Origin of the sequence: Phenylobacterium sp. (genome assembly GCF_013822795.1) — a bacterium.
Taxonomy (GTDB): domain Bacteria; phylum Pseudomonadota; class Alphaproteobacteria; order Caulobacterales; family Caulobacteraceae; genus Phenylobacterium.
The window spans coordinates 66,725-92,601 of the sequence record NZ_PNLB01000009.1; the positions used below are offsets into that span (position 1 = coordinate 66,725).

Consider the following 25,877-nt stretch of genomic DNA (forward strand, 5'->3'; position numbering starts at 1 on the left):
GCGCCCCTGGGGCGAATTCACGGCCGGTTGAGGTCTTCCAGCGTCAGGGCCGAAAGCACCGGGACGTCCAATCCCTCGATACGAGCCGGCAGGCCGCCGCGCCAGACCGCGCAGACCACGGCGACAGTGATTGCTCCGGCCTCGTCGAGGCGGGCCTTGGCGTCGCGCACCGCCCCGCCGGTGGAGATGACGTCTTCGACGATCACCACCCGTTTGCCGGTCAGGTCGCCGCCTTCCACCGCCAGGCAGGTGCCGTAGGTCTTGGCTTCCTTGCGCACGAAGGCGGCCGGCATGTCGCTGGCCAGCGACATCGCCGTGGCGATCGGTACGCCGCCCAGTTCCACGCCAGCTAGCACTTCGGCCCCTGCGGGCACGAGCGGGATCATGGCGGCTGCGATCCGCGACAACAGTCGCGGATCGGCTTCGAAGCGGTACTTGTCGAAGTACTCGGTGGCGGTCGCGCCCGAGCGCAGGACGAACGTCCCGGTCAGGCGCGCCACGGCGTCGACATCCGCCGCAAGCGCGCGGCGAGCGGCGGCGTCCATCACTTCAGGTTGGCGCAGAAGCGCTGGATGCGGGTGCAGGCGTCTTCCAGCACCGCGTTCGAGGTCGCGTAGCTGATGCGGAAGAACGGCGAGAGGCCGAAGGCCGCGCCGAACACCACCGAGACGCCTTCCTGCTCGAGCAGTTCGACGGCGAAGTCCTGGTCGCTGGCGATCACCTTGCCGCTCGGCGAGGTCTTGCCCAGCAGCTTCTCGACCGACGGATAGACGTAAAACGCGCCTTCCGGGGTCGGACAGGCGATGCCGTTGGCCTGGTTCAGCATCGAGACGACCAGGTCGCGGCGGGCTTCGAACAGCTTGGCGTTCGGCTTGATGAACTCCTGGGTGCCGTTCAACGCCTCGACCGCCGCCCACTGCGAGATCGACGCCGGGTTCGAGGTCGTCTGGCTCATCACCTTGGCCATCGACTTGATCAGCGCTTCGGGGCCGGCCGCATAGCCGATCCGCCAGCCGGTCATCGCGTAGGCCTTGCTGACCCCGTTCATGGTCAGGGTGCGGTCATAGAGCGCCGGCTCGACCTGGGCGATGGTCCAGAACTGGAAGTCGCCGAACACCAGGTGCTCGTACATGTCGTCGGTCAGGATCCACACGTGCGGATGGCGCAGCAGCACGTCGGCGATGCCGCGCAGCTCTTCCTTGGTGTAGGCCGCGCCCGACGGGTTCGACGGCGAGTTGAGGAACACCCACTTGGTCTTCGGGGTGATCGCCGCTTCCAGATCGGCGGGCTGCAGCTTGAAGCCGGTCGCATCAGAGGTGGCCACGGCCTTGGGCGTGCCGCCAGCCAGCAGCACGATGTCCCAGTAGCTGACCCAGTACGGCGTCGGGATGATCACTTCGTCGCCGGGATTCAGCGTCGAGATCATTGCATTCCAGATCACCGGCTTGCCGCCGGGCGACACGTTCACCTGGCTGGTCTTGTAGGTCAGGCCGTTCTCGCGCTGGAACTTGGCGACGATGGCTTCTTTGAGCTCAACGATGCCGTCGACGTTGGTGTACTTGGTCTTGCCATCGCGGATCGCCTTGATGGCCGCTTCCTTGATGTTGTCCGGCGTGTCGAAGTCCGGCTCGCCCGCCGCCAGCGAAATCACGTCGCGGCCCTGCGCTTTCAGTTCCCGGGCTTTCGCATCGGCCGCCAGAGTGGCGGACGGCTTGACGCGGGCGAGCGCGGAGGATTCGAGCGACATGGCGGGCAGACTCCCGGAGCAGGTTGAATGGAACGCGCGCGGTTTAACCGAAGGCCGCGCAAAGGCAAAGCGGGCAAGCGATCTGCAACGCCGATTGTCGCCCCCGCGATTGCAGGTCGCTGCTAAGCTTCACTGAGCGCCGGAGGGGGAGCTATGGACGAAGCGATGAGCCTGCGTGTGGGGGAGGCGGCCGACGCCGAAGCGATCGGCGAGCTGACGCGTGAGGCCTATGCGAAGTGGGTCCCGCTGATCGGCCGCGAGCCGCTGCCGATGACTATCGACTACGCGCAGGCCCTGAAGGCCCATCGCTTCGACTTGCTGCATGTCGGTGAGGAGCTGGCGGGGCTGATCGAGACGGTGGTGGACGGCGAGCAACTGCTGGTCGTCAACGTCGCCGTGCGCCCGGCCTTCCAGGGACGCGGCTTCGGCGTTCGGCTGATGGCGCTGGCCGAGCAGATCGCCGCCGACGCCGGGCTGGCGGGCGTGCGGCTCTACACCAGCCAGCGCTTTGCAGCGAACATCGCGCTCTACGCCTCGCTCGGATACGGGATCGACCGCGAAGAGGCGCTGAACGGCGGCGTCGCGGTGCACATGTCCAAGCGCATCGAGCATCCGCAGGCGATCGCCGCCGCCATTGCCTGCGTCGAGGCGTTCACCGAGCGCTTCAACGCCCGCGACGCGGCCGGCATGGACAGCCTGCTGCACTTTCCGCACGTGATCCTTGATGGCGAGCGGCTGATTGTCTGGAAAACGGCGGGCCAGCTGCCCGCCGACTTCTTCGAGCGCCTCGTCGCTCGCGGCTGGCGGCGCAGCACCTATCAGGACAAGCGCGCCGTGCTTTCGAGCCCGATCAAGGTCCACCTGCTGATCGAGTATTCGCGCGACGGGGAGGGCGGGGAGGTGCTCAGCCGCCATGCCAACCTCTGGATCGTCACCTTCGAGAACGGTCGCTGGGGAATCCGGCAGCGCTCCTATTAGATCCTGCGGCCGCGGCGGGCGCCGCGACCGCAGGGCTATGATCAGCGGGCGCGGGCGGCTCTCGCCGCTTCGACCATGTTGACCAGGGCGGCGCGGGTCTCGGGCCACTTGCGCGTCTTCAGTCCGCAGTCCGGATTGACCCACAGCTGACCGGACGACAGCCGCGCGCGGGCCGCGGTCAGCAGGTCGCCCATCTCGGCGACGGCCGGCACCCGAGGGGAGTGGATGTCATAGACGCCGGGGCCGATCTCGGCCGGGTAGGCGTAGCCGGCGAAGGCGTCGAGCAGCTCCATCTGCGAGCGGGCGGTCTCGATCGAGATCACGTCCGCGTCCATCGCCCCGATCGCGGCGATGATGTCGTTGAACTCCGAGTAGCACATGTGGGTGTGGATCTGGGTGTGGTCGGCCACCCCGCCGGCGGTCAGCCGGAAGCACTCAACCGCCCAGGCGAGATAGCCGTCCCAGTCGGCGCGGCGCAGAGGCAGGCCTTCGCGCAGCGCCGCCTCGTCGATCTGGATGACCTTGGCTCCGGCCGCTTCCAGGTCCAGCACCTCGTCGCGGATCGCCAGCGCGATCTGGCGGCAGGCCAGTTCACGCGGGACGTCGTTACGCACGAACGACCAGTTGAGGATGGTCACGGGCCCGGTCAGCATCCCCTTCATCGGCCGCTGCGTCAGGCTCTGGGCGTAGCGCCACCACTCCACCGTCATCGGCGCCGGGCGCGAGACGTCTCCATAGAGGATCGGCGGGCGCACGCAGCGCGATCCATAGGACTGCACCCAGCCGTGCTTGGTGAAGGCGAAGCCGCAGAGCTGCTCGCCGAAATACTGGACCATGTCGTTGCGCTCGAACTCGCCATGGACCAGCACGTCCAGACCGATCTCCTCCTGCCAGCGCACGGTGCGGGCGGTCTCCTCGCGCAGGAAGACGGCATAGTCCGCGTCGCTCAGGTGGCCCTTGTCATGAGCCGCGCGGGCCTTGCGAACCTCCTCGGTCTGCGGGAACGAGCCGATCGTGGTGGTCGGGAAGGCGGGCAGGTCCAGGCGCGGGATCTGCAACGCCTGCCGGCGGCTGAAGCTCGAGGTCCGCTGGGCCATGGCCGGGGTCGTCGCCGCCAGCCGCTGCGCGACCGCCGCATCGTGGATCTTCGGCGACACCGCCCGCGCTCTCGCCGCCGCGGTCGAGGCGGCCAGCGCATCGGCGACGCTGTGTCGGCCCTTGTTCAAGGCTTGGGCGAGGACGACCAACTCCTCGATCTTTTGGACCGCGAAGGCCAGCCAAGTACGCACGTCCTCGTCGAGCGCCTTTTCCTGGGCTAGGTCGATCGGCGTGTGCAGCAGCGAGCAGGAGGGGGCCAGCACCACCTCGCGGTCGGTGGCCAGCAGCGGCTCCAGCCGGTCCAGCAGCGGTTCGAGATCGGTCCGCCAGACGTTGCGCCCGTCAATGACGCCCAGCGACAGCACCATTCCTACAGGCGCGTTGGACACGACCCGCTCGAACTGCTCAGGCGCGCGCACCAGATCGACATGCAGGCCGGCGACGGGCAGGGCGAGCGCCGTCTCCAAATTGTCGTCCAGGCCGCCGAAGTAGGTGGTCAGCATCAGCTTCACCCCCGGCGCAGTGCGCGCCAGCAGGCGGTAGGCGCGGTGCAGGGCCTTGCGCTCGGCGTCGGTGAGGTCAGTGACTAGGCACGGCTCGTCGATCTGCACCCACCAGGCGCCGGCCTGCTCCAGCCGGTTCAGGACTGTAGCATAGACCGGCAGCAGCTCGTCCAGCAGGTCGAGCGGGGCGAAGCCCTCGACCTTGCTCTTGGCGAGCTTCAGGAAGGTGACCGGGCCCAGCAGGACCGGCCGGGGGATGATCCCTTGGGCCTTGGCCTCGACGAACTCGTCGATCGCCTTGGTTGAGGCGAGCTGGAAGGTCTGGCCCGGCGACACTTCCGGCGTCAGGTAGTGATAGTTGGTGTCGAACCACTTGGTCATCTCGGCGGCCGGCGCGTCGACCGCGTGGCGATGGCCATGGCCGCAGTCGACCGCCTCCGCCTCGCCCTGGGCGCCGCGCGCCATGGCGAAGTAGGTGTCCAGGTCCGCCGTTCCGCCTTCCCAGCCGTAGACCGCGGGGATCGCGCCGACCATGGCGCTGGTGTCGAGCACGTGGTCGTAGAGCGAGAAGTCGTTGCTCGGCACGTGGTCGACGCCGAGTTGGGCCTGACGCCGCCAGGTCCTGGCGCGCAGGTCCGCGGCCAGGGCTAGCAGTTCGGCGCGATCGGACTTGCCCGACCAATAGCGTTCGAGGGCGGTCTTCAGCTCGCGGCCGGGACCGATACGGGGAAATCCAAGGGTGGCGACGGTGACGGACATAGCCTCTGCCATTCTGTTGTGGCGAGGCATGGCCGGTCGCGAGCGTGCGCGCGCCGGCGAGGGAGCGTCGACGCGACAGGCTTGCGGCCTGACCGGACACCCCGCCGGAGGACGTTATCTGTCGAGGCAGGTCTCCTGGCTCACGGGTCGTCGCTTCGGTCCGGCCTTCCCAGCGCAGAATGACGCCAGTGACACGCAGATGGACTTCGGCTCGCCGCTCACAGTTGCGGGGGCAGCTCCGGCATGGACGCCGCGCCAGGCGCGCCGCCGTCACCGGATTCCCTCTTAGCTCTGGAACGCGAGCGCCCCAGAGAACCACGACCCGTCCATTCAGCGCCGTTCGCGGCTCGCCGTCAAGATGGATATAAAGATATCCTTATATCGTTATGTCATGACCGTGGGCGCTTGCCTGCCGACGGGTGTTGCGACAACACTTGCAATTGCAGGGCGTGGGAAATCGCATTGCGAGGCGCGGCGGGGGCGGGCCTGGCTGGAGAACGGCTGTGCTCAATTCTGTATTGTCTGTTTTGCCGGGCCTGTTGGCGGCAGCGGCCCTGGTGCTTGTCCCGGCGGCGGCCAACGCCTGCACCCGCGCAGTCTACATCGGCGCGAACAACGATGTGATCACCGCCCGGTCTATGGACTGGAAGGTCGATGTCCAGACCAATCTCTACGTCTTCCCACGCGGCATGAGCCATGACGGGCAGGCGGGCCCAAATTCGATCAAGTGGACCTCGAAGTACGGCAGCGTGATCGCGACCGGCTACGACATCTCGACCACCGACGGCATGAACGAGGCGGGGCTCATGGCCAACGTCCTGTGGCTGGTGGAGTCGGAGTATCCGGCGTTCGGCAAGGGCTCGAAGCCGGGCCTGACCATCGCCGCCTGGGCTCAGTACGTGCTCGACAACTTCGCCACGGTCGCCGAGGCGGTGGCCGCGCTGGAGAAGGAGCCCTTCACCATCGTCACCGACTCCGTCCCGGGCGAGCCGCGCTTGGCGACCTTGCACCTGTCGATGTCGGACGCCAGCGGCGACAGCGCCATCGTCGAGTACATCGGCGGCAAACAGGTCATCCATCACGGGCGCCAGTACCAGGTAATGACCAACTCCCCGACCTTCGACGAGCAGCTGGCTCTCAACGCCTACTGGAAGGAGATCGGCGGGACGGTGATGTTGCCTGGGACTAATCGCTCGGCGGACCGGTTCGCCCGCGCCTCGTTCTATGTGAACGCCATCCCCAAGAGCGAGGATCCGGTCGAGGCGCTGGCCAGCATGTTCGGGGTGATCCGCAACGCCTCGGTGCCGTTCGGCATCACCACGCCGGACCAACCGAACATCTCCTCGACCCGCTGGCGCACGGTCGCCGACCACAAGCGCAAGCTCTACTTCTTCGAATCCGCCCTGACGCCGAACACCTTCTGGGTCGACCTCAACAAGCTCGATTTCTCGCGCGAGACCGGCAAGGTGAAGCGCCTCGATCTCGGCAACGACCAGCGCAACGTCTATGCCGGCGAGGTCTCCGCCCAGTTCAAGGAGTCCCCGCCGTTCAAGTTCCTGGGTCTGCAGTAAGCCCTAGAGGCCCAGGGTCAGGCCGACGACCGGCCCCTGCTGGGTGACGTCCCAGCGGAAGGTCTGCCCGGTGAAGTCGTCCATCTCGTAGGACTGGTAGAGCACCCGGTAGCCGGCCCGCAGCACGGCGGGCCGGCTCAGCAGGTGCGTGCGATAGCCGACATAGGCCTGCACGTGAGCGCTTCGCTTGTCGTCGACGTCGAAGCCGCCGACGTCGGCCTGGCCCGACAGGTTCCAGCGCTCGGTCAGGTCCAGGCTGGACCGCACGCCGACGAACGGCTCGGTCCAGTCGGCCTTTTTCGAGGTCGAGAAGCCCAGCACCTCGACGTCGGCCTTCAGCTTGGTCCAGCGCACCCCGACCATCGGCTCGACGACGAAGCGGCGCGGTTCGCCGGTCACCGTATCTCCGCCCTGCGGGGAGTCGTAGATGCGGTAGAACACCCCGGCCATGGCGTTGGCCTTGGTGATGCCAAGGCCCAGCTGCTGGGACAGCAGTTCCTGCTCCTGGCTGCTCTTCACGTACTGACCGTCGAGATATAGCCCCCAGCGGCCGCGCATGATCTCGACCTCTGCCAGGGCGGCGAGGTCGAGATTCTCCATGGCCTCTGAAAACGGCACGTCGACATGGGTGCGCAGGCCGGCGAGCTCCGCCTTGCCGTCGAGCGAGCTGGCCCAGATGTATGGGCTGACTGTGACGCTCCAGTCGTCCTCGGCCTGTGCCGACGTCGCCGCCGCTGCGGTGAGCAGGGAAAGGGCGCCCGCGCCCACGGCTGTCAGTCGCATCATCTCAGCTGTCCCGCCCCATGCCCCGGTGGATGGGGCGCTAGCGACGAACGTTCCGGCCGCGCTTGTCGTTCCCGCCGTTACATCTCCTGGTCGAACCGCCAAGGTTCCCCGGCGACGGCCGTGGCCCGACGGGCGAGTTGGGTGGTCGGATCGGATCCGCGTGGGTCGACCACCGAGATGAACTCTGCGTCCACAGTCTCGCGGGTCAGGCGCAGGGCGATGAATCCTATCGACCGGTGGTCGCACCAGGCGATGTCGCGGTTGTTCGCCGCCAGCCGCTCGCCCAGCGGCGCCTCGGTCATGGCCAGCACCGCGCCCAGCGACGGGCCGGTGATCGTCGTCGCGGCGACTTCCAGCGCGACCTGGCCCTGGGCGTCGTGCAGTTCGTTGGCGAAGGCCATGTGGCTGTCGCCCGACAGCACCACCGTGTTGGCCCTGGCCTTGCGTAGGATGTCGTAGACCCGCTGGCGCTCGGCGCCATAGCCGCTCCAGGCGTCGAGGTTCAGCAGCGGGATCTGCAGCCGCGTCATCTCGAAGAAGCCCTTGAGCTGGCCGCTGGCCGGGGCGAAGTCCGACATGTCCGGATAGTCGTAGTCGCCCATGATGGTGGCGCTGCCCAGCAGCACCCAGGGACGGCCGGCGGCGACCGACCCCTCGACCTCCCGCGCCAGCCAGTTGAGTTGCTGCGCGCCTAGCATCTCGCGCTCCGGCGCGGCGATCTTGCGGCGGAAGCCGTCGATGTCAGGAACCTTTGCTCCGTCCGGTCCGGTGGTGAAGTCCAGATCGCGCTGGACGTTGAGCTGCTGGTCGCGCGCCTTCAGCCGGGTTTCGGGAACGATCAGGGTGGCCAGGTCGCCGAACGCCGCCGCCCGCTGGATCGCGTAGGGATCGTTCGGCTCTGGGTCACGGATCGGCATCCACTCGTAGTAGGCGCGCACCGCCGCGGCTTTACGGATCTCCCAGTCGCCCTGGCGCTCGGCCGCGTGGCCCTGGGCGCCGCCGGTCCAGTCGTCGTTGGCGATCTCGTGGTCGTCCCAGGTGCAGATCCACGGCGCGCGGGCATGGGCGGCCTGCAGGTCGGCGTCGGTCCGCGCCTGGGCGAAGCGGCGGCGATAGTCGCTGAGCGTCAGGGTGTCGTGCGGCGGATCGGCCGGGCGCAGCGTCGCCATGCCCGGATAGTTCGACGCTCCGTACTCGTAGATGTAGTCGCCGACGAACAGCACCGCGTCGAGTTGCGGCCGCTCGGCGATGGCGCGGTAACCGTGAAAACGTCCCATCGTGTACATGGCGCAGCAGGCGACCACGAGGTTCAGCTCGTCGAGCGGAGCGCTGGCCAATGTCCGCGTGCGCCCGACCGGCGAGACGGCTCCCGCGGCCTCGAAGCGGTACCAGTAGTCGGTTCCGGGCGTCAGACCAGTCGGCTCGACCTTGACCGTGAAGTCGCGCTCGGCCCGGGCCGTGAACTCGCCCTGGGCGACGACGTCGCGCATCTGCGGGTCGCGCGCCAGCCGCCAGCGGCCGGCGGCTTCGCCGACGCCGGTCAGGCGCGTCCACAACAGCACGCTGGCGGCGGTCGGCTCGCCGCTGGCCACGCCGTGCTGGAAGGGGGAGGGCGCAGCCCTGGCCGATCCTGCGGCGCCTAGCGCCAGTCCGGTTCCGATCAGCGCTCGGCGGTCAAGGGCCATGCGTGCTCTCCAGATGCAAAGAGGCCCGCCGGACGCGTCCTGTCCGGCGGGCCAGTGCTGGGGCCCGAATGGGGCGCGGGCCCCGGGGGGATCAGTAGCGCCAGGTCATTCGCACGCCGTAGGTGCGCGGCGGGTGCGGGCTGGCGGTGGCCGCCGAGATGAAGGCGTTGCGCGTTTCTTCGAAGTAGCTGTCGAGGGCGTTGTTCACCCACAGACCGATTGAGTAGTTCCCGTCGATCGGGCGCGCGGTCAGGTTGGCGTTGACCAGCCAGTAGTCGCCGATGACCGAGTTCGACGTCGTGCTGAACAGCGAGCTTCGGTAGTTGTAGTTGGTCTCGGCCTCGAACTGCCACGGGCCGACGTCCATCACGTAGCTGATCGCGCCCTTGTAGTCGGCCCGCGGGAAGGGCAGGCGCTCGCCCGAGCGGTCGCTGTAGACGATGGTGTTGTACTGGCCGGTGACCGGGTCGCGCGCGGCTTCCGTCGCCGCTGAATTCACGAAGTAGAACTCGTCGTACTCGCCGTACTTGTAGCCCAGCGACTGGTTGATGGTCAGGCGCTCGGTCGGCCGCCAGGTCAGCTCCAGCTCGCCGCCCCAGATGTGCGACTTCGGGATGTTGATCATCCGCCCGACCCGGCCGGTCTGGGTGTAGAGGATCCCCTGCAGCTGCTGGTCGCGGTAGTCGTAGTAGAAGGCCGACAGGTTGACGCGCAGCTTGCGGTCGAAGAACTCCGACTTCACCCCGGCCTCATAGGCATAGAGCGTCTCGGGGGTGAACGGCTCGAGCTGCTGGGGCAGGCCGCTGTTGTAGGTGGTGAAGCCGCCCGACTTCACGCCGCGGGCGGCGCTGGCGAACAGCAGGATGTCGTCGCTGGCCTTGTATTCGAGGCCGACCTTGCCGGACCACTCGCCCATCGACTGCTCGGCGTCGGTCGAGGCCAGGCGGTTGGGGACCGGGGCCAGGACCTGGGTCAGGAAGTCCTTCAGCTCGCGGGTCTCGTCCTCGTAGCGCAGCCCCGCCGAGACGGTCAGGCGCTCGGTCAGGTCATAGTCGATATTGCCGAACACGCCGGTGGTCTGAACGTCCTGCTTGTAGCTGGTGCTCATCCAGTTGCGCAGGGTCGAGGCTTCCGAGAAGTCCGAGTAGAAGCCGCCGTCCACGGTCTCGGTGGAGTGGTAGAGGCCGGCCAGCCAGCGGAAGCGGCCCTCGGCCGGCGAGACCAGCCGCACTTCCTGCGATAGGGTCTCGATATCGTTGAAGAAGAAGGTGCCGGCCTCGTTCGAGGCGGTGGCGTCCCAATCGTTGAACTCTCGCCGCTCCAGGGTCTCGTAGGCGGCCACGGCGGTCAGGGCGGCCCAACCGAAGTCGTGGCGCAGGCGGACGTTGGCGCCCCAGCCTTCGTTGTCGCGGAACGGCTTGGCGTTGGGCGACACCCCGATCAGGTTGGCGAAGTAAGGGCTGATGCCCCAGCCGGTGATGCGGCGCTCGGTGTCAATCGGATAGAGCCGGCCGATCGGCGCGTAGTTGTGCGACTGGAACGGGCGCGTAACCAGGCGCAGGCCCAGGCCGTCCGACTGGTCGCGGTTGTAGCGCAGCGAGCCGTCGATCTGGGTGGCGTCGGTCGGCTGCCAGTCGAGGCGCAGGCGGACCGCCCAGCGATCCTTGTCGCCCAACTCTTCCAGCGTGTCGCGGTGGTACTGCCAGGCGCCGCCCTGGTCGACGGTGGCGGCCAGGCGCGCCGACAGCGTGTCGGTCAGCGGGCCGGAGACGAAGCCGTCGGCGTGGAAGGCGTTGTAGCGGCCGTAGGACGCGTTGATCCCGGCGTCGAACTGCTTGGTCGGGGCGTTGGTGATCACGCTGACCGCGCCGCCGGTGGTGTTGCGGCCATAGAGGATGCCCTGCGGCCCGCGCAGCACCTCGATGCGCGCGACGTCGAACAGCGCGCCCTGGGTCATAGACCCGTAGGGATAGGCGACCTCGTCGATATAGACCCCGACGGTCGAGGTGTTGTTGGCCGCATAGTCGGTCATGCCGACGCCGCGAATGCGGAACTGCGGCTGGCCGCCGCCCAGCTGGCTGGTGACCTCCAGGTTCGGCACGCTGTTTTCGAGGTCGTTGACCGTCTCGATGTTGCGGCGTTCGAGCTCGTCGCCGCTGATCACGGTGAGCGCGGTGGCCACCTTCTGCTCGGACTCCGCACGCCGCCGGGCGGTGACGATCAGCTCGTCGAGCTGCGCCGCGTCATCGGCGACGGCTGGCATGGCGGCCGCGCTGGCGCCAGCCAGCAGAACAGCGGCGAGCGCCGCTTTGGACTTGATTTTCATGGATATCCCCGCCCCGAACTGGGTCACGCGAAAAAGCAGTCGTTCGATGCGGGTGGGCTATAGTGTCGGCTTGCGATGCTTTGATGACGCGCAGCGTTACGCGAACAAGAAAAACGCTTGTTCGGTCTTCAGGCGCGGGGCGCGATGGCCAGGGCCGCGGCCTGCAGCTGAGCGTGAGGGGCTTCGGTCGGGGGCGGCTCAATCGCGTTCAGCAGCGCCCGTCCCTTGATCCAGATGGCGAAATGCGCGGCGCTCATCCGCGTCAGCGCGAACTGCGGCGGCCAGATCGCCTCGCGCCGCGCGTAGGTGCCGCCGCCCTCGGGGCCGCGCAGCAATGCGGCAAGATCCTGAAAGGCCGGATCGCGCCGCGCCAACAGGCAGATCTGGGCGATCAGCCGAGCGTATTTCACATAGAAGCCCGCCGCGGCGGGGGCGCCTGGCGGGGCGGGCTCCAGCGTGGCCGCCATGAGTTCGGACCATGCCGTCAGGTCCGCGGGCCGGCGGTGGTCGAGCGGCCGACGCCAGTCGAGATAAGCTGGGATCTCGCGGAACACGCTGTGCCAGATCGCTTGGGCCAGGAAGCTGCGCATGTCGCCGAAGTGGTAGAGCACGGTCGAGGTGGAGGCCTTCGCGTGCTGGGTGACCGAGCGGTTGGTCACCGCCCCGACGCCGCCGTCCATGATCAGGTCAGCGGCGATGTCGAGCAGCCGCAGCTTCATCGATCCGGCTTCCAGGCCCGGTGGCTGCGGCGGGACTAGGCCCGCCTCGATCCAGTCGAGCACCGGGGTCGCCGGCGGCGGCGCATCCAGCGCGCGGGCCATCAGGCCATCCAACGTTTCGCCCAGCAGCAGGTCGTACTCGGCTCGGCCGATCAGGGCGCTGGCGTAGAGCCCCTCCATGACCAAGCAGGGCGCCAGCACCGGCGCGAGCCGCGCGAAGGCCGGCGCGCGGTCGAGCAGCTGCGCCCAGGTCCGCTCCTGCAGCTGCGCCCAGGCCCGCAGCTGCGGGCCTGCCGCGAGGCAGGCCTCCCGGTCGGTCAGATACTCCTCCCACACGCGCACGAAGCGCGCCTGCGGCCCGGCCCGACGGGTGATGTAGCCGACCGCCAGGGCGCGCAGGGTCGTGCGGTCGAGCGGCGCGCCGTCCGTCTGCGCCAGGAAACGAACATGGAACGCCGCGTCGGCCTCCAGGCCGGCCTCGGCGACGGCGGCCAGCAGGCCGGCCTTGGTCTGGAACAGGTTGACGATGACCGTCGTGCTCTTGCCGATCGCCTGGGCGAGGTCTCGGATCGACAGCGCGGCCAATCCCTGATCGGCGATGATCCCCATGGCCGCCGCGATGGCCTGGACGCGCAGCGCGTCCCGTCCGTCGCCGCCTTCGGGCCGAATGTCCGCCGCGTCCGCCATCGGGCCCCTTGATGGCCTGGGCGGGCTCCGCCGTCGAGAGGCGACGAAATGCGCCGTTCAGCGTTCTCGTCAGCGCGCGGCCATCGCCGGCCGCCCCCTCCGAGGAGACGCCCCCATGAAGATCGTCACCAGTCTCAGCTTTCAGGGCCAATGCCGGGCCGCCTTTGACTTCTACGCCAAGGTCCTGGGCGGCAAGGTCACCGCCGCCTTTCCCTACGGCGACGGGCCGCCCGACATGCCGATGGATCCCAAGTACAAGGACTGGCTGATGCACTGCTGGCTGGAGGCCGGCGACCAGGCGCTGATGGGCGCCGACATGGCTCCAGAGTTCGCGCCGAACATCGACAAGCCCAAGAACGGCTTCGACGTCACCTTCCACAGCGAGGATGCGGCCGAGGCGCGCCGGGTGTTCGACGCCCTGTCGGCTGGCGGCAAGGTGACCATGCCGTTCGACGCGACCTTCTGGTCTCCAGGCTACGGCGCTCTGACCGACCAGTTCGGCATCCCGTGGATGGTCAACACCATTCCCGGCCCCGACTGGAAGCCCGCCGGCGCCTAGGGCTCGCCCAGCAGGTGCAGCGCCACCTCGCGCCGGTCCGGCTGGCGGCGGTGCTCGAACAGGTAGACGCCCTGCCAGGTCCCCAGCGCGGGCGTCCCGCCGATGACCGGAATCGACAGCTGCACCCCGGTCAGGGCGGCGCGGATGTGGGCCGGCATGTCGTCGGGGCCTTCATCGTCGTGCGCATAGCGGTTGGGCGCCTCCGGGGCGATCGCCTCGAAATAGGCTTCCAGGTCGCTGCGCACCTCGCGCGCGGCATTCTCCTGGATCAGCAGCGAGGCCGAGGTGTGGCGGCAGAAGACGGTCAGAAGGCCGGTCGTCACGCCCTGTCGCTCGGTCCAGCGCCGGATCTCGGCGCTGATCTCGTGCAGGCCGCGCCCGTGGGTCGGGATGCTGAGGATGTCGACCGCCTGATGCATGACGCCAGCCTATCGACGGGGCGCCGCCGGCGCGAGGCCTCCTTGACCACACGGCGCGAACAGGCGACGGGAGAGCGATGCGCCGCATCATCCGCTTCCTCACCGAAATGGACGCCAAGGCCTGGCGCACGCTGGCCGTCTCCTTCGTGCTGTTCGGCGGCGTCGGCGTCGTCTTCCTGTTCGGCGCCCAAGTGCTCGGCTTCGACGGCGAGGCGACGGTCGAACGCTGGCTGGGCCTGGCCTCCGACGGGCCCTGGGCCTTGCCCGTCGCCGTGGCGGCCTTCGCGACTCTCGCCTTCGTCGGGGTGCCGCAGTTCGTGCTGATCGCCGCGGCGGTGGTGGCGTTCGGGGCCTGGACCGGCTTCGCCTACAGCTGGATCGGGACCATGGTCTCGGCCCTGGTCGGGTTCTATCTCGGCCGGACGGCGGGCGCGCGCAGCCTGCAGCTGCTGTCGAGCCAGGGCGTGCAGCGGTTTATGGACCTGGTCGGCCGCAACGGCTTCCTGGCCAGCCTGATCGTCCGCCTGGTGCCCTCGGCGCCGTTCATCGTCGTCAACATGGCCGCCGGCGTCACCCCGATGCGCATGCGCGACTTCGCTTTCGGCACCGCGATCGGCATCGTGCCGAAGATCGTGCTCACCGCCTTCGCGGGCAACTCGATCGTCCAGGTTCTCAAAGGGGAGGGCGGCGCCCATCTGCTGTGGCTCGCGCTGATCATCGTCATCTGGATCGCGATCGGCTGGTTCGCCCGCAACTGGCTGAAATCGCGCGAGGACGCGATCAGCGGCCCCATGAAAGACGACTGATGCTCAGGCTCTTCTATTCGACCGGCTCCTGCGCCTTGGCCTCGCACATCGCCCTGGAGGAGGCCGGCGCCGAGTACGAGGCGATCCGCATGGATCTGCGCGCCGGCGACCAGCACAAGCCGGAGTTCCTGGATCTCAACCCCAAGGGCCGGGTGCCGGCACTCGTCACGAATCTGGGCGTGCTGACCGAAAACGTGTCGATACTGGCCTTCATCGCTCAGTCGTTTCCCGATGCTCGGCTGGCGCCGAGCGACCCGTTCGGCTTTGCGCAGATCCAGGCGTTCAACGCCTACCTCGCCTCGACTGTGCACGTGGCCCACGCCCACGGCCCGCGCGCCTCGCGCTGGGCCGACGACCCGGCCGCCCAGGCCGCGATGCGTGAGAAGGTCGCCGACAATATGGCCACCTGCTTCCAGCTGATCGAGGACGAGATGTTCGCCGGTCCCTGGGTGATGGGCGAGCAGTATACGATCTGCGACCCCTATCTGTTCACCATCGCCAGCTGGCTGGACGACGACGGCGTCGACCCCTCGCAGTTCCCGAAGATCAGCGCGCACATGGTCAAGATGATCGCGCGGCCGGCCGTCTGGAAGGCGCTGGCGATGGAAAACGCCTGAGGGGCCCAGGGGAAGGTTATTGCGCGCATACGCCTCAGGCGTTGATTTTGCGCAATAGTCTTGCGGCTCGGTCCCCGTTTGGGTACACACGGCGCCATGCGCACGCAGCCGAACAGCCTGCTTCTTCTTGACCTGGGGCTTAGCCGCCCCTGGGCGACCCTTTAGGCTGCGCGACTTCGCGGCCGGGCGCTCAGGGGTTACTTCACCCGTCGCCCGCCCCAACAGAATACCCGCGAAGAGAGTTCGCAAATGACCAAAGCTTCCGACGCCGCCGCCCGCGATTCTCGTGATCGCGTGATCGTCTTTGACACCACCATGCGCGACGGCGAGCAGTCGCCCGGCGCGTCCATGTCGTTGGACGAAAAGCTGGAACTGTCGAAGATCCTCGAGGACATGCGCGTCGACGTGATCGAGGCCGGCTTCCCGATCGCCTCGAACGGCGACTTCGAAGCGGTTCGCGAGATCTCGAAGATCGTCACCGAGAGCACCATCTGCGGCCTGGCCCGCGCCGGCATGGTCGACATCGAGCGCTGCGCCGAGGCCATCCGCCCGGCCAAGCGCGGCCGGATCCACACCTTCCTGTCGACCAGCCCCAGCCACCGCGACCACATTCTGAAGGCCAGCCAGGAAGACATCCTGGAAATGATCACCAAGTCGGTCGGCCACGCCCGCAACCTGTGCGGCGACGTCGAGTGGTCGGCTCAGGACGCCACCCGCACCGAGCAGGAGTTCCTGCGTCGCTGTGTCGAGGCCGCGATCAAGGCCGGCGCCAAGACGATCAACATCCCCGACACGGTCGGCTACACTTATCCGTCGGAATACGCTGACATTTTCCGCGATCTGATCGAGAACGTGCCGGGCGCCGACACGGTGATCTTCTCGACCCACTGCCACAACGACCTGGGCCTGGCCGTCGCCAACAGCCTGGCCGGCGTGCAGGGCGGGGCCCGCCAGGTCGAGGTCGCGATCAACGGCATCGGCGAGCGCGCCGGCAACGCGGCGCTGGAAGAAGTCGTCATGGCCCTGAAGGTCCGCGGCGACGCGCTGCCGTTCCATACCGGCATCGAGACCCAGCACATCACCCGCGCCAGCCGCTACGTTTCGGCGATCACCGGCTTCCCGGTGCAGTTCAATAAGGCGATCGTCGGCAAGAACGCCTTCGCCCACGAGAGCGGCATCCACCAGGACGGGATGCTGAAGGACCGCGGCACCTACGAGATCATGAGCCCCGAAACGGTCGGGCAGGGCGCCTCGAACCTGGTCATGGGCAAGCACGCCGGCCGCGCGGGCTTCCGCGAAAAGCTGAAGGAGCTGGGCTACGAGTTGGGCCAGAACGCCCTGAACGAAGCCTTCCAGCGCTTCAAGGACCTGGCCGACAAGAAGAAGCACGTCTTCGACGACGACATCATCGCCCTGGTCGACGACGCGCTGGCCTCGGGCGCCGACCGCATCCAGGTCAAGCATCTGCGCGTGATCGCCGGCACCGACGGTCCGCAGGAAGCCACCCTGACCGTGACGGTCGACGGCGAGGAACGCGCCGCCACGGCCACCGGCGACGGCCCGGTCGACGCGGTGTTCAACGCCATCCACGAGGTGGTGCCGCACACCGCGATCCTGCGCCTGTTCCAGGTGCACGCGGTGACCGAGGGCACTGACGCCCAGGCCCAGGTCTCGGTGCGTCTGGAGGAGGACGGCCGTATCGCCACCGGCCAGGCCGCCGACACCGACACCCTGACCGCCTCGGCCAAGGCCTATGTCAACGCGCTCAACAACCTCTTCGCCCGCAAGGAAAAGAGCGCGCCCGACGCCATCGCCTCGGGCTTCTAATATCCGCTCGGCCCCAACATCCGGGGCCACTTTCGAACACACCGCGCCGTGAACCGGCGCGGCCGCGCGCTTGCGCGCAATGAGCGGATCATCGTGACATGCTCTGGATTATACTGACGGCGGCCGCTGCGCCGCTGCAGGTCGCGCGCAACGCCTTGCAGCGCGGCCTGGTCGGCGACGCCGGCCCCTGGGGCGCGACCCTGGTGCGCTTCCTGTTCGGCCTGCCGTTCGCCCTGATCATCTTCGCCGTGGTCGCTCTGGCCACGCCCGACGCCGATCCGCGGTTCTCCTGGCGGTTCGCCGCCGCGGTCAGCGCCGGCGCGGCCGGGCAGGTGGCGGCGACCGCGGCGCTGCTCGTCGCCATGCGTCGTTCCGGCTTTGCGGTGGCGACATTCATGCAGCAGTCGTCGCTGCCGTTGGCGGCGCTGATGGGCGTCCTGGTGGGCGATCACCTCAGCGCCCACGCCTGGATCGGCGTGGCGGCGACGACCGCGGGCCTGGCGGTGCTCTCCTGGCCGAAGGCCGGCGCCGACAAGGGCGCGGCGCAGGGCGCGCTGTTCGGTCTGGCCTCAGGCCTGGCCTTTGGTGTGACCTTGAACGCCTATCGTCAGGCTGGCGTCGCGCTTGATCCAGCTCACCCTCTGTTCGCCGCCACAGCCTCGGTCTGCGTCGCCCAGACCCTACAGTCGATCGGCCTGCTGATCTTCCTGGGATCCACGCGTCCGCAAGCGTTGCGCGCGGTGTTCGCCTCGTGGCGCCAGTCGCTGGGCGCCGGTTTCTTCGGGGCGGCGGCCTCGGCCTGCTGGTTCGCGGCCCTGGCCATGGCGCCGGCCGGCGCCGTGCGCGCCGTCGGCGTGATCGAGGCGCCGATCGCCGCCGCGGCGGGCCGCCGTCTGTTCAAGGAAAAGCTCAGCGTCCGCCAGATGCTGGGCGGCGCGGCCACCGCGGCGGGCGTGATCATGACCGCCCTGGGCTGAGCTTGGCCGTAACCTGTTTGGTTCCGCTCATCGAGTCGCGTTATGTAGTATGACTTCATAACGAACGGGGTGGATCTGTTGCGACGTTTTGTAGTCCTTCTGGCGCTGGCTTCTCCGACCGCGGTGATGGCCGCTCAGCCTGACGACGCCTACACCCTGGGCGAACTGCAGGTGACCGCGCGCACTCGCGGCGGGGAACTGATCGGCGGCTCGGTCATCGGCTCGGAGGACCTGCGCCGCTTCGACAAGGTCAGCCTCGACCGCGCCCTGGACCTGGCGCCCGGCGTGATCGCCGGGAACTCGGGCGGCTCGCGCAACGAGCGGCTGATCTTCGTGCGCGGCTTCGACCGCTTCCAGACCACGCTGTCGATCGACGGCGTCCGCGTCTTCCTGCCGGCCGACAACCGTATCGACTTCGGCCGCTTCCAGACCGCCGACCTGTCGCAGATCCAGATTTCCAAGGGCTATGTCTCGGTGCTCGACGGCCCCGGCGGCCTGGGCGGGGCGATCAACCTCGTCACTCGTAAGCCGACCCAGGCGCTGGACGGCGAGCTGCGCGCCGGCGTCAATCTCGACGGCGACGGCGGCTACAACGCCTACACGCTCTCGGGCCGGATCGGCACGCGCCAGGACCTCTATTATCTGCAGGTCAGCGGCGCGAAGTATGACCGCGATCACTTCAGCCTCTCCGACGACTTCAAGTCGACGGTGCTGGAGGACGGCGGCGAGCGGGCGCGCTCGAACTCCGAGGACTGGCGCGTCAACGTCAAGGCGGGGCTGACGCCGAACGAGACCGACGAATACTCGGTCAACTTCACCCGTCAGGAGGGCTCGAAGAACGCGCCCTATCACGTCACCGACACCGCCAGCACCCGCTACTGGAGCTGGCCCTACTGGAACATCGACAGCCTGTCGTTCCTCAGCACCACGAAGATCGCCGACAGCGCGACGCTCAAGACCCGGGTCTATCGCAACACCTTCGAGAACGGCTTGTTCTCGTACGACAGCGCCGCCCAGACGACGCAGACCCTCGGCCGCGCGTTCCGTTCCTACTATGACGACGAGGCTTATGGCGGGAACGTCGAACTCGGCGTCAATCTGACGACGTCCAACACGCTGAAGGTCGCCGCCTACTACCGCAAGGACCGCCACGTGGAGTGGCAGCAAACCTTCAGCCCGGCGCTGATCGAGCCGCGCCAGACCACGACCGAGACGACCGGCTCGCTGGCGATTGAGGACACCCACAGCTTCGGCCAGACCCTCGATGTGGTGCTGGGCGTCTCTTACGATTGGCGGGACCTGAACCGGGCGGAGGACTTCAACGCCGGCCAGTTCGTCTACTATCCGCTGACCGACGACGACTCTTGGAACTGGCAGGCCGCCGCCCGCTGGCAGGTGAGCGACGCCGCCTCGTTGCACGCCAGCGTCTCCTCGCGCACCCGCTTCCCGACCCTGTTCGAGCGCTTCTCCTCGCGGTTCGGGACGGCGATCCCCAACCCGAACGTCAAACCTGAGCGGGCCACCAGCTTCGAGCTGGGCGGCCAGGTCCAGGTCTCGCGGGTGAACCTCTCCGGCGCGGTATTCTACAGCGACATAGAAGACGCGCTGATCCAGGTGCCGGTGGCGCTCGGCCCGCCCTTCGGGACGGTCAACCAGACCCGCAACGCCGGCGACGGCGAATACTACGGCGCGGAGCTCGAGCTGAAGGCCGACGTGACCGACACCATCCAGCTCGGCGGCAACTACACCTACATCCATCGCGAACTGACCGACCCGACCAACGCTGCGTTCAAGCCGCAGGGCGTGCCGGACCACAAGCTGTTCGCCTATGTCGACTGGCGGGTGACCGACGCCGTGCGGATCACCCCGACGATCGAGGCCGCCAGCAATCGCTGGACCGTGACCTCCAGCTCGGCGATCAATCCGCCGCGCTTCTACAAGACCGGGGACTACGTCCTGACCAATCTGTCGGTGCAGTGGACGGTGACGCCGAAGATCGACCTGGTGGTCGGCGGCCGTAACCTGTTCGACGAGAACTACCAGCTGGTCGACGGCTTCCCGGAAGAAGGGCGCAGCTTCTTCGCCGACCTTCGCATGAGGCTCTGATGAGCGCCGACGGCTCCCTGGATGCAGCCCTTTTCCTCCGCCGCGGCGCCAGCCGCGTCGGGGCCGAGCGCATTGCCTTGCTTGAAGCGGTGGCCGAACTGGGTTCGATCAGCGCCGCGGCTAAACGCCTGGGGCTCAGCTACAAGGGCGCCTGGGACGGGGTGCAGGCGCTCAACAACCTCTTCGACGCGCCGCTGATCGCCGCCCAGCCAGGCGGCCGTTCGGGCGGCGCGGCCCAGGTGACCGATCGTGGACGCGCGGTGATCGCCGCGTTCCACAAGGTCGAGGCCGAGCTTGCCGCCGCCCTGGTGCGCATCGAGGCCGGTCTCGGCGGTGACGAACTCGGGGGCCTCTTCTGGAGTCTCGGTATGAAGACCAGCGCACGTAACGCCCTGCGCGGGGTGGTCAGCGACATCACTCCCGGCGCAGTGAATTCGGAAGTCACGCTCAAGGTCGCCGACGGGGTCGACATCGTCTCCGTCGTCACCCGCCAGAGCGTCGAGGACCTGGGCCTGGCGGTCGGCAAGCCGGCCATCGCCCTGATCAAATCCAGCTTCGTCGTCCTGGCCAAGGGGGAGGGGCTCGTCACCTCGGCCCGGAACCAGCTGCGCACCCGGGTCCTGCGCCGCGAGGACGGGGCGGTCAGCAGCGAGATCAGCCTAGAGCTCGCCGACGGCAAGACCCTGGTCGCCACCATCACCCGCGAAAGCGCCGAGATCATGCAGCTGGCGGCGGGCGACGCCGTCACCGCCCTGGTCAAGGCGCCCCACGTCATCCTCGCCGTCGAATAGGAACCCGATGCGCACGCTTCCCCTGATCGCCGCGCTCGCGGCTCTGTCGCTGACCGGGCAGGCCATGGCCCAAACCGTCGCTCTGAAGGGCCCGGACGGCCAGAGCTCGACGCTCTCGGCCGCCGAGCTCGCCGCCCTGCCGCAGGTCAAGCTGACGGTCACCCACCATGGCAAGACCGCAACCTTCGAAGGCGCGCCGCTCGCCGATGTCGTCGCCCGCGTCGGCGCGGCCAGCGGCAAGGCCGTGCGCGGCCCCGAGTTGGCGACCGTCATCCGCGTCACCGCCAAGGACGGCTACCAGGTCGTGTTCGGCCTAGCCGAAACCGATCCCGGCACCCGCAAGGGGCGGATCATCCTGGCTGCCCGCGACGCCGCCGGCCTGCTGAAGGACGACGGTCCGTTCCGCATCGTGGTCGAGGACGACCTGCGTCCCGCCCGCTCGGCCCGCATGGTCGAGACCATCGAAGTCATCCGCCTCGCCAACGCCACGCCCGCCGTCGCGGGCGAGCACAAGCACTAGGAGCGCGCCTCATGAAGCTCATCCGTTGGGCCGCCGGCCTGCTAGCCGCCGCGCTCATGGCCGGGGCGGCCCACGCCGCGCCGGTCACCGTCTTCGCCGCCGCCTCGCTGAAGAACGCCCTCGACGAGGTCGGGGCCGAATTCGAGAAGGCCGGCGGTGAGGCGCGCTTCTCCTACGCCGCCTCGTCGGCGATCGCCCGCCAGATCGAGCAGGGCGCTCCGGCCGACGTCTATGTCTCGGCCGACAGCGACTGGATGAACTATCTGGCCGAGCGCAAGCTGATCGTCGCCGCCAGTCGCCGCGACCTGCTGACCAATCGCCTGGCCCTGATCGCACCGGCCGACTCCAAGGTGACGCTGAAGGTCGGCAAGGGCATGCCGCTGGCCAAGACGCTGGGCGCCGGCCGCCTTGCGGTCGCCGGTCCCGATGTGCCGGCCGGCAAGTACGCCAAGGCGTCGCTGACCGCGCTCGGCGTCTGGGACAGCGTCTCGGGCAAGCTGGTCCAGGCCGAGAACGTTCGCGCCGCCCTGCAGTTCGTGGCCCGCGGCGAGACCCCGCTGGGAATCGTCTACGACACCGACGCCAAGGTGGAGCCCAAGGTGCGCATCGTCGGCCTGTTCCCGGACGGCTCGCATCCGAAGATCGTCTATCCGGCCGCCGTGGTCGCCAGCTCCAAGAATCCCGATGCGGCCAAGTTCCTGGCGTTCATGAGCTCGCCCAAGGCCGCGGCCGTGTTCCGCAAGTACGGCTTCGCGGTCCTGCGCTAGCGCGCCTTGCGGCGCGCCAACCACATCGGAAACAGGGCGGCGATCACGCCGGCGACGTTGGAGATCAGGTCCTTCCACTGGAAGGTGCCTGACACGACGCCCAGGATCTGGGTCAGCTCCAGCCCGGCGCCCAAGGCCAGGTAGAAGCCGCCGATCTTCCACGGCTTGATCTTCGGTAGCGCCAGGATCGAGAGCACGGTCAGCAGGTAGCCGTAGATGATGTGCATCACCGCGTCGGCTGGCGGCGCCCACTTCTTGGCGTTGTAGTGCGGGTCGAGGGCGCCGACGACGCACACGGCCAAGACGACGAGCAGGGCGCCGCGACCGGCCCAGGTAATCACTTTCTGCATGGCCGCCAGGCTTAAGGCGTTTCGCCGCCCGCGCCTATTGGGCGGCGAAGAACGCCTCGGGGCCTTCGACCTCGATCAGCCGGCCCTTGCGGATCTCCAGGAAGCGGGTGGCCGCGCTGCGCGTGAAGTAGCGGTCGTGCGAGACGAACATGCAGGCGGTGTCGGCGCTCTCCAGCTGCGCTTCCAGCGCCTCCTGGCCCTCGATGTCCAGGTGGTTGGTTGGTTCGTCCAGCAGGTAGAGGTTCGGCTTGGCCAGCTTCATGCGCAGGAAGACCAACCGCGCCCGCTCGCCATGGCTGAGGTCGCCGATCGGCCCCTTGATCCGCACATAGGGAAAGCCGGCCTTGGCCAGCAGGGCGTTGGCGTCGCGGTCGGTCGCCCCCTCGGTGGCCGCCACATAATCCAGCAGGCTGGTCTTCAGCGGCAGGTCGGCCATCTTCTGATCGAAGTAGACCAGCCGGCTCTGCGGGTTGAAGCTGATCGGCGCCTGGCCGTCATAGTGCTCCAGCTCCGGATCGAAGGCGCGGGCCAGGGCCGACAGCAGCATCGACTTGCCCGCGCCGTTGACGCCCAGCAGCGCGATCCGGTCGCCGCGCGCCACGTTCAGCCGCTCGATCGAGAACAGTTTGCGCGCGCCATCGGGCGTCGTCACCGCATAGTCGCGGATGCGCAGCGCCACCTTGGCGTCCATGTCGCCGTCGTGCAGCTCCAGCCGCCGCTCGCGGGCCGAATAGGCGCTTGTGCGGTCGGCCTCGATCCGCTCGATCCGCTTCTCGGTGGCCTTGGCCCGCTTGTCGAACTTGTCGTTCTTTACGCCCCAGACCCGATAGCGGGCGGCGACCTTCTGCAGGCGCTCGATCTCCTTGCCTTCCAGCTGCCGGCGCACGGCGTCGGCGGCGTCGCGCTGCAGCAGCGCCTCGCGCGCCTCTACGAACGGCGTCTTGAAGCTGTGCGCTCCGTCGGCGCGCAGGAACAGCGTGCGCGTCGTCGTGCGCTGCAGGAACTCGCGGTCGTGGCTGACGATCAGCATCGGCAGCCGGTCGTCCTGCGCCAGCCAGGTCTCCAGCGTGTTGATGTTCGACAGGTCCAGGTGGTTAGTCGGCTCGTCGAGGATCAGCAGGTCGGGCTCGGAAAGCTTGGCCGCCGCGGCGATCAGCAACAGCCGCTGCCAGCCGCCGCTCAGCGAGCCGAAGGCCTGCTGAGCGGTCTCGTAGGAGACCTCGATCTCGTCGAGCAGGACGTCGACCTTCCAGTCCTCCGATCCGTCAGTGACGGGCAGGGCGGCCTCCAGCACCTCTCGGACGCTCTTGTCGCCCAGACCCGGCGGCGTCTCCTGCGGCACGTACCCGATCTTCAGCCCCCGCGAGCGGACGATCTGGCCATCGATCAGCTCCAGTTCGCCCAGCAAGCACTTGAGCAAGGTCGACTTTCCGGCGCCGTTCTCTCCGACCAGCGCGGTGCGCGCGTCATCGAGCTGAAAGCTCACGCCTTCGAAGACCTTGTTGGATCCGTAGAAGAAGCTGGCGCCTTCGACGCCCAGGACAGCCTGGCGAGATGACATCTTCGTGCACACGAGGTTCGGCCGAGATGGCCGGTAGACCAAACTCCCTTTGTAGACCTGGGGTTGCTGCTTGGCTGTAGCGCGCGGGAAACAGTCCACGCTTCGTCCACAGCAGAGTCGTCAATGTCGCCGACTCGACGGAACAATCTGGAACGCTGACTGATTTGAGGCCCCAAATGCACAGTAGCGGGCGGCGAGATGCACGACGTCGGGGGAATTCCGGTGGGTGAGGCGGGGCTGTCCGGTCGGGCGGCGGCCGCCGAGGTCCTGCTCAGACGCGCCTACCAGACCTGGGAGGGTCTGCTCGAGCGCCTGCCTATCGGCGTCTACGTCTGCGACCGCAAGGGCGCGGTCATCCAGTTCAACAGCCGCGCGGTCGAGATGTGGGGCGGCAAGCCGCCGCCGGCGGGAAGCTGCGCGCCATTCGAACGCTCCTTCCATTCCGACGGCAGTCCGATGTCGGCTGAGCAGTCGCCGGTCTCGGTGGCGCTGGCGACCGGCGCGCCGGTCAAGGACCGCGAGGTGATCATCCTGCAGCTGGACGGGCGGCGTACGCACCTGCTGGCCAATGTCGAGCCGCTGTTCGACGAGGGCGGCCGGCTGATGGGGGCGATCAACAGCCTGCAGGACGTCACCGAGCTGCGCCAGGCGCGCGAGATGCTGCGCAACCGCCAAGCCTGGACCCAGCGCGTGGTCCAGACTTCGCCGATCGCCACTTACCAGACGGACTCCGAAGGTCGGATCCTCAGCTACAACCACGCCGCCGTGACGCTCTGGGGGCGTGAGCCCAGGCTGGGCCAGGACCGCTGGTGCGGTTCCTTCAAGCTGTTCGAGCCCGACGGCTCCCCGCTCGCTCCCGAACGCTGCCCGATGGCGATCGCCCTGCGCGAGCGCCGGCAGATCGCCGGCGCCGAGGTGGTCTTCGAGCGGCCGGACGGCAGCCGCGGCGCCTTGCTCGCCTATCCGACGCCGCTGAGCGGCGCCGACGGCGAACTGGTCGGGGCGATCAACATGTTGGTCGACATCACCGAGCGTAAACGCGCCGAGGACTTGCAGAAGACCCTTCTCGACGAGCTGAACCACCGGGTGAAGAACACCCTGGCGACGGTCCAGTCGCTGGCCGCGCACAGCTTCCACGACGTCGGCGACCCGGCCGGCATGCGCCAGGCGTTCGAGGCTCGGCTCATGGCGCTGTCGGGCGCGCACAACCGCTTGGCCGAGCGGCGCTGGGAAACGGCGGACCTAGGGGACATCGTCGCAGGCGTGCTGGCGCCCTACGGCCCCGACGTCGCCATCTGCGAAGGCCCCTCGGTCCAACTCTCGACCAGGGCGTCGGTGACCTTCGCCATGGCGCTGCACGAACTGGCCACCAACGCCGCGCGCCACGGCGCGCTGTCGTCGCCCAAGGGGCGGCTCCTGGTCCATTGGACGCGGGTGAGCGATTTCCTGTTCCTGGAGTGGCGCGAGACCGATGGCCCGCGGCCGCCGTCGCAGCCGCTGCGTCGCGGCTTCGGCTTGCGCTTCATCAAAGGCGCGGTCGAGCGCGAGCTGAGCGGCCAGGTCGAGGTCGACTTCCAGGAGGCCGGATTGCGCTGCCGTATTTCCGCCCCGATTTCAGCGACGGTTTGAACCCATCCCCCACCGCCGGACCGCTCCTTCGGGCGCGTCCCCCCGTACACGTGCGACGCGAAATCACAGACCACTCATTAAGCCTTGAA

General features: G+C 68.2%; 22 protein-coding genes and 1 riboswitch. Of the genes, 12 read left to right on the forward strand and 10 right to left on the reverse strand.

The window, feature by feature from the left end; translation table 11 throughout:
* Positions 1-17: 17 nt before the first annotated feature.
* Together pyrE and C0481_RS09880 are read right to left on the reverse strand one after the other, a co-directional pair.
* A complete protein-coding gene (gene pyrE, locus C0481_RS09875; protein ID WP_293403154.1) occupies positions 18-545 on the reverse strand; it encodes an orotate phosphoribosyltransferase in 528 nt (175 codons plus the stop codon).
* Positions 545-1,747, reverse strand: a complete 1,203-nt coding sequence (locus tag C0481_RS09880; protein WP_293403156.1) for a pyridoxal phosphate-dependent aminotransferase — start codon at positions 1,745-1,747, stop codon at positions 545-547. The genes pyrE and C0481_RS09880 overlap by 1 nt, the downstream gene beginning before the upstream one ends.
* A gap of 165 nt (positions 1,748-1,912) precedes the next feature.
* Here C0481_RS09880 and C0481_RS09885 point away from each other — a divergent pair, with 165 nt between their 5' ends.
* Positions 1,913-2,725: a GNAT family N-acetyltransferase gene (locus tag C0481_RS09885; RefSeq protein ID WP_293403158.1), complete on the forward strand. Its 813-nt coding sequence runs from the start codon at positions 1,913-1,915 to the stop codon at positions 2,723-2,725.
* 41 nt (positions 2,726-2,766) lie between these two features.
* Here C0481_RS09885 and metE read toward each other — a convergent pair whose 3' ends face one another.
* The gene (gene metE, locus C0481_RS09890; protein ID WP_293403160.1) at positions 2,767-5,085 is read right to left on the reverse strand and encodes a 5-methyltetrahydropteroyltriglutamate--homocysteine S-methyltransferase; all 2,319 of its coding nucleotides are present in this window, start codon (positions 5,083-5,085) and stop codon (positions 2,767-2,769) included.
* A 107-nt stretch (positions 5,086-5,192) separates the two neighbouring features.
* Positions 5,193-5,420, reverse strand: a riboswitch (cobalamin riboswitch).
* A 168-nt stretch (positions 5,421-5,588) separates the two neighbouring features.
* Here metE and C0481_RS09895 point away from each other — a divergent pair.
* Complete coding sequence (locus C0481_RS09895; RefSeq protein WP_293403162.1) at positions 5,589-6,656, forward strand: linear amide C-N hydrolase; 1,068 nt, start codon at positions 5,589-5,591, stop codon at positions 6,654-6,656.
* A gap of 3 nt (positions 6,657-6,659) precedes the next feature.
* On the opposite strand, the gene C0481_RS09900 is transcribed toward C0481_RS09895, so the two are convergent.
* The 4 genes from C0481_RS09900 to C0481_RS09915 all read right to left on the reverse strand — a co-directional run bounded on the left by C0481_RS09900 (position 6,660) and on the right by C0481_RS09915 (position 12,859).
* Positions 6,660-7,442 (reverse strand): hypothetical protein, encoded by a 783-nt coding sequence (locus C0481_RS09900; protein ID WP_293403164.1) that lies wholly within the window; start codon positions 7,440-7,442, stop codon positions 6,660-6,662.
* Positions 7,443-7,519: 77 nt separating this feature from the next.
* Complete coding sequence (locus C0481_RS09905) at positions 7,520-9,127, reverse strand: alkaline phosphatase D family protein (protein WP_293403166.1); 1,608 nt, start codon at positions 9,125-9,127, stop codon at positions 7,520-7,522.
* 91 nt (positions 9,128-9,218) lie between these two features.
* On the reverse strand, positions 9,219-11,453 hold the full coding sequence (locus C0481_RS09910; RefSeq protein WP_293403168.1) for a TonB-dependent receptor: 2,235 nt from the start codon (positions 11,451-11,453) through the stop codon (positions 9,219-9,221).
* Between the two features lie 128 nt (positions 11,454-11,581).
* On the reverse strand, positions 11,582-12,859 hold the full coding sequence (locus C0481_RS09915; protein ID WP_293403170.1) for a TetR family transcriptional regulator: 1,278 nt from the start codon (positions 12,857-12,859) through the stop codon (positions 11,582-11,584).
* 115 nt (positions 12,860-12,974) lie between these two features.
* Between C0481_RS09915 and C0481_RS09920 the strand changes: the two genes are divergently transcribed.
* Complete coding sequence (locus C0481_RS09920; protein WP_293403172.1) at positions 12,975-13,418, forward strand: VOC family protein; 444 nt, start codon at positions 12,975-12,977, stop codon at positions 13,416-13,418.
* On the opposite strand, the gene C0481_RS09925 is transcribed toward C0481_RS09920, so the two are convergent.
* Positions 13,415-13,837: a secondary thiamine-phosphate synthase enzyme YjbQ gene (locus C0481_RS09925; RefSeq protein ID WP_293403174.1), complete on the reverse strand. Its 423-nt coding sequence runs from the start codon at positions 13,835-13,837 to the stop codon at positions 13,415-13,417. The two genes, C0481_RS09920 and C0481_RS09925, sit on opposite strands and share 4 nt — an antisense overlap.
* A gap of 77 nt (positions 13,838-13,914) precedes the next feature.
* Here C0481_RS09925 and C0481_RS09930 point away from each other — a divergent pair, with 77 nt between their 5' ends.
* The 8 genes from C0481_RS09930 (at position 13,915) to modA (ending at position 22,248) form a co-directional block, all read left to right on the forward strand.
* Complete coding sequence (locus C0481_RS09930; RefSeq protein WP_293403176.1) at positions 13,915-14,643, forward strand: TVP38/TMEM64 family protein; 729 nt, start codon at positions 13,915-13,917, stop codon at positions 14,641-14,643.
* Positions 14,643-15,260 carry a glutathione S-transferase N-terminal domain-containing protein gene (locus C0481_RS09935; RefSeq protein WP_293403178.1) on the forward strand — a complete coding sequence of 206 codons (618 nt, stop codon included), beginning with the start codon at positions 14,643-14,645 and terminating at the stop codon, positions 15,258-15,260. The genes C0481_RS09930 and C0481_RS09935 overlap by 1 nt, the downstream gene beginning before the upstream one ends.
* A gap of 249 nt (positions 15,261-15,509) precedes the next feature.
* The gene (locus C0481_RS09940; RefSeq protein WP_293403180.1) at positions 15,510-17,087 is read left to right on the forward strand and encodes a 2-isopropylmalate synthase; all 1,578 of its coding nucleotides are present in this window, start codon (positions 15,510-15,512) and stop codon (positions 17,085-17,087) included.
* Positions 17,088-17,185: 98 nt separating this feature from the next.
* Positions 17,186-18,064 (forward strand): EamA/RhaT family transporter, encoded by an 879-nt coding sequence (locus tag C0481_RS09945; protein WP_293403182.1) that lies wholly within the window; start codon positions 17,186-17,188, stop codon positions 18,062-18,064.
* A gap of 78 nt (positions 18,065-18,142) precedes the next feature.
* Entirely contained in the window at positions 18,143-20,170 is a 2,028-nt protein-coding gene (locus tag C0481_RS09950) for a TonB-dependent receptor (RefSeq protein WP_293403184.1), read from the forward strand.
* Positions 20,170-20,961: a TOBE domain-containing protein gene (locus C0481_RS09955; protein ID WP_293403186.1), complete on the forward strand. Its 792-nt coding sequence runs from the start codon at positions 20,170-20,172 to the stop codon at positions 20,959-20,961. The genes C0481_RS09950 and C0481_RS09955 overlap by 1 nt, the downstream gene beginning before the upstream one ends.
* Positions 20,962-20,968: 7 nt before the next feature.
* The gene (locus C0481_RS09960) at positions 20,969-21,481 is read left to right on the forward strand and encodes a molybdopterin-binding oxidoreductase (RefSeq protein ID WP_293403188.1); all 513 of its coding nucleotides are present in this window, start codon (positions 20,969-20,971) and stop codon (positions 21,479-21,481) included.
* An 11-nt stretch (positions 21,482-21,492) separates the two neighbouring features.
* Positions 21,493-22,248, forward strand: coding sequence for a molybdate ABC transporter substrate-binding protein (modA, locus tag C0481_RS09965; protein WP_293403190.1), 756 nt, complete (start codon positions 21,493-21,495; stop codon positions 22,246-22,248).
* On the opposite strand, the gene C0481_RS09970 is transcribed toward modA, so the two are convergent.
* Both C0481_RS09970 and C0481_RS09975 read right to left on the reverse strand, forming a co-directional pair.
* Positions 22,245-22,598 (reverse strand): hypothetical protein, encoded by a 354-nt coding sequence (locus tag C0481_RS09970; RefSeq protein WP_293403192.1) that lies wholly within the window; start codon positions 22,596-22,598, stop codon positions 22,245-22,247. The two genes, modA and C0481_RS09970, sit on opposite strands and share 4 nt — an antisense overlap.
* Before the next feature lie 34 nt (positions 22,599-22,632).
* Positions 22,633-24,159: an ABC-F family ATP-binding cassette domain-containing protein gene (locus tag C0481_RS09975; protein ID WP_293403194.1), complete on the reverse strand. Its 1,527-nt coding sequence runs from the start codon at positions 24,157-24,159 to the stop codon at positions 22,633-22,635.
* Between the two features lie 198 nt (positions 24,160-24,357).
* On the opposite strand from C0481_RS09975, the gene C0481_RS09980 reads away from it, so the two are divergent.
* Positions 24,358-25,788: an HWE histidine kinase domain-containing protein gene (locus C0481_RS09980; RefSeq protein WP_293403196.1), complete on the forward strand. Its 1,431-nt coding sequence runs from the start codon at positions 24,358-24,360 to the stop codon at positions 25,786-25,788.
* The last annotated feature ends 89 nt before the right edge of the window (positions 25,789-25,877 follow it).